Genomic DNA, 3173 nt, shown 5'->3' with positions numbered 1-3173 from the left:
TACATAATATAAGCATATTCAGGGAGTTGTGTTTGTGGCGAATATCCTGTAGAGAATCTAGGTGCACCTCCACCTATAAATGACCCCCAACTTAAAACTCCAGCTTTATCATATGTTTTTGTAGTACCACCAGTTGTTAAATAATCCCAAATTCCAGGTGGAAGAGGTTCTTGAGTACCAGTACTATAATTTGTTTCAATAAATTTATTTAAATCTTCAACTACTTCTCTTGTATGATTTACATCAGTTCCTTTTGGTAAAGTTATATACGTTGACATAACTGGATCAGTTGACCCTGGCATAAAGTTAGATGGAGCAAGTCCAAGTAACCAAAGCCCAAAAATAAATGAAATAGTTGTTACAATAATTGTAATTTTTTTATTTTTTAAAACTTTAATTAATATTTCTCTATACAAAACATAAGGCTTACTATTAAGGTTTTGTTTTTCACCAGGTTTTAATTTTATAAAATCATAACATAATAAAGGAATAAAGGTTTGATTAATTAACCAAGAACTCATAAGAGCTAGCATAACAACTATTGTTAAAGGTCCAACATATTCTCCCATATTTTGTTTATTTAAAATAATAGGAGAGAATGCCATTATAGTTGTTAAAGAACTTACAAATAAAGGAATAGCTAATGTTTTAGAAGATTCTAAGCATGCATCCATTCTACTTTTTCCTTCTTCTAGTAAAACAGTTATATTTTCAGACATAACAACAGCGTTATCTACAAGCATACCAAGAGCTATAATAAGTCCAGCAAGAGTAATTTGGTTAATTCCATAATCAAACCAAAATAGTCCAATAAGAGTGAAAGCTATTGATGTTGGAGTTAAAGCAGCAACGATTAATCCAGAACGAAGTCCTAAGAATATTAGCATTACTAATACTATCGTAGTTATAGCCTGAAAAAGATTAACTATAAAAGCTGTTACATTTGTTTGAACTAAATCAGGAAGATAATAGATTTCTCCAATTTCAAGACCTATTGGTAGAGAGTTTTTAAACGTTTTTAAAGTTTCTTGAATTCCCTTTCCCATTAATAAAACATCTTCTCCTGCTCCCAATGATATTCCTAAAACTAAAGAGTTATTTCCATTGAAATCTATAGAATATGTTGACGGCTCTTGATATCCTTTATATATATTTGCAACTTCGCTTAAATAGATACTCGATTTACCATCTGGACTTGTTATAATAGTATCTTTTATATCATCAATACTTTTAAAATTACCACTAGGAGTCACACGAAGTCTATTTTGATCAATAACAATATCTCCACCTTTAATAATGACATTTGAACTATTTAAAGTGCTTGTAATATTCTCTAAAGTAAGTCCAGTTTGAGATAATAATTTATTATCAATATCAATATAAATGGTTTCTTTTTGAATACCAGAAATATCAATACTTCCTATTTGAGGAACATTAAATAATAAAATCTCTTTTAATTGATAGGCTGTTTCATAAAGTTCTTCATATGTATAACCTTCTCCACCTATTGCTAAAAGTGTTCCATAAATATCACCATAAAAAGTATTTATCTGAGGAGTCTGAACTCCTTGAGGTAAATTTGGAACAACGAACGTATTTATTCTATTTCTAAGTTCTGTCCAAACAGGTTGAATATCTTTATATTCAGCTTTAATATTAACATACACGTTTGACTGACCGTCTGTATTAGTGGAGTTTACATACCATAGTGAATCCATATTTTGTACTTGATCTGCAATTCTTTTACTGACTAAATCAGCCATTTGTTTTGCTGTGGCTCCTGGCCAATTTGTTGTAATTAGGGCTACCTTTATTGTAAATCCTGGATCTTGAGCTTTTTCAGATTTTTGGTAAGATAAATATCCTCCAATAAGTAGAATAACTATTAGAAAATAAGTTGTAACTTTATTTTTAATTGCCAGTTCTGTCAATTTCATAGCTATTCAGCTCCTTTTAAAAGCGAAACTTTTTGATCTTCTAAAAGAACGCTACTTCCTTTTGTAACAACATAATCACCGTCATTTAAACCATTAATAATTTCACTACCTTCTTCAGTAGTATTTCCTAATTTAACAACTTGTTTTTTAGCAATTCCAATGTTATTTTCAAGGTTTTTGACAATATATACATATTTATCACCATTAGGAGCAGTTAAAATTGCTGTTAAAGGAACGGCTATAACTTTATCAGTATTACTAGTAGTAACAATAACTTTAGCAGTCATCCCAACTTTTACAGTATCCAAATGATCAACAATTTTAGCTTTAACAGGATAAGTTCCGCCATATCCTATAGAAAGAGTTCCAATATTACTTATAATCCCACTTATTTTTAAATTATTAAGAGATGTAATCTCAATTTGAACCTCTTCTCCTAATTGTAGATCTCCTACAACAGACTGAGAAACATTGAATTCTACATAACGTTCACCAAAAGTATTTAGTACAAAAACTACAGTATTAGAAGAAACATTTTGATTTACTTCACTTTTTACTTGCCCAATTGTTCCATCACTTGGAGCTGTTAACATAGTATAACTAAGATTAACTTTAGCTAGATTAACTGCATCTTCTAAAGCTTTAACAGAAGATATTGCAGATTTGTAGTTAGCTGTAGCACTATCATATGAAGCTTTTGAAATACTATTTTCTAAATACAAAGCCTCTGATCTTTTAAAGTTAGCTGTAGATTCAGCTAAGTTAGCATTTCCTTTATCTAAGTTTGAAACTGCTTGCTGATAATTTAATTGATATTCAATTGGATCAAGTGTTGCCAAGATTTGTCCTTGTTTAACAGTATCTCCTAATTGTGCAATTCTGTTATTAATAGTTCCTGAAACTCTAAAGCTAAGATTAGATAGAGCTTCTGTATTAACTGTTCCAGAATATGTTCTTTTAACATCATATTCTTTTTTCTCAACTTTTTCATAAACTACAGATTTTATATCTCCTGTGTTTTCTTTTGTTTTGTCTTTACCACATGCTAATAATAAAATTAGAATAGTAGCTGCTAAAAATTTATTTTTCATAATTTATCCCTCCTAATTATCTAACTCTTGTTGAAGTTTAAGCAGTAAAACTTTTCTTTCAGACGGTTCCATAGTAAGAGAAGACTTACCATAAAGGTATTCAAGTTTTAGCGTAGAGTTAATCAGATTAAAGTTTTCAATTACA

Annotated in this window: 2 protein-coding genes; both read right to left on the bottom strand. The window is 29.7% G+C overall.

Annotation, left to right across the window (positions count from 1 at the left end):
* Positions 1 to 1937: efflux RND transporter permease subunit (locus tag ACRCYC_RS00925; RefSeq protein ID WP_438506244.1), on the bottom strand; the 1937-nt coding region annotated here is incomplete at its 3' end.
* A gap of 2 nt (positions 1938 to 1939) precedes the next feature.
* Positions 1940 to 3028 (bottom strand): efflux RND transporter periplasmic adaptor subunit, encoded by a 1089-nt coding sequence (locus tag ACRCYC_RS00920; RefSeq protein ID WP_438506243.1) that lies wholly within the window; start codon positions 3026 to 3028, stop codon positions 1940 to 1942.
* Positions 3029 to 3173: the final 145 nt, after the last annotated feature.

This window comes from Paraclostridium sp. (genome assembly GCF_051657365.1).
In the GTDB taxonomy this organism is placed as follows: Bacteria; Bacillota; Clostridia; order Peptostreptococcales; family Peptostreptococcaceae; genus Paraclostridium.
The sequence above is the reverse complement of the archived record's forward strand: the minus strand, read 5'-3'. Positions and strand labels throughout refer to the sequence as shown.

Bases quoted from the DNA above. Each gene is read 5' to 3' on its own strand.
- ACRCYC_RS00920 (WP_438506243.1), bottom strand. From the start codon at position 3,028: ATGAAAAATAAATTTTTAGCAGCTACTATTCTAATTTTATTATTAGCA.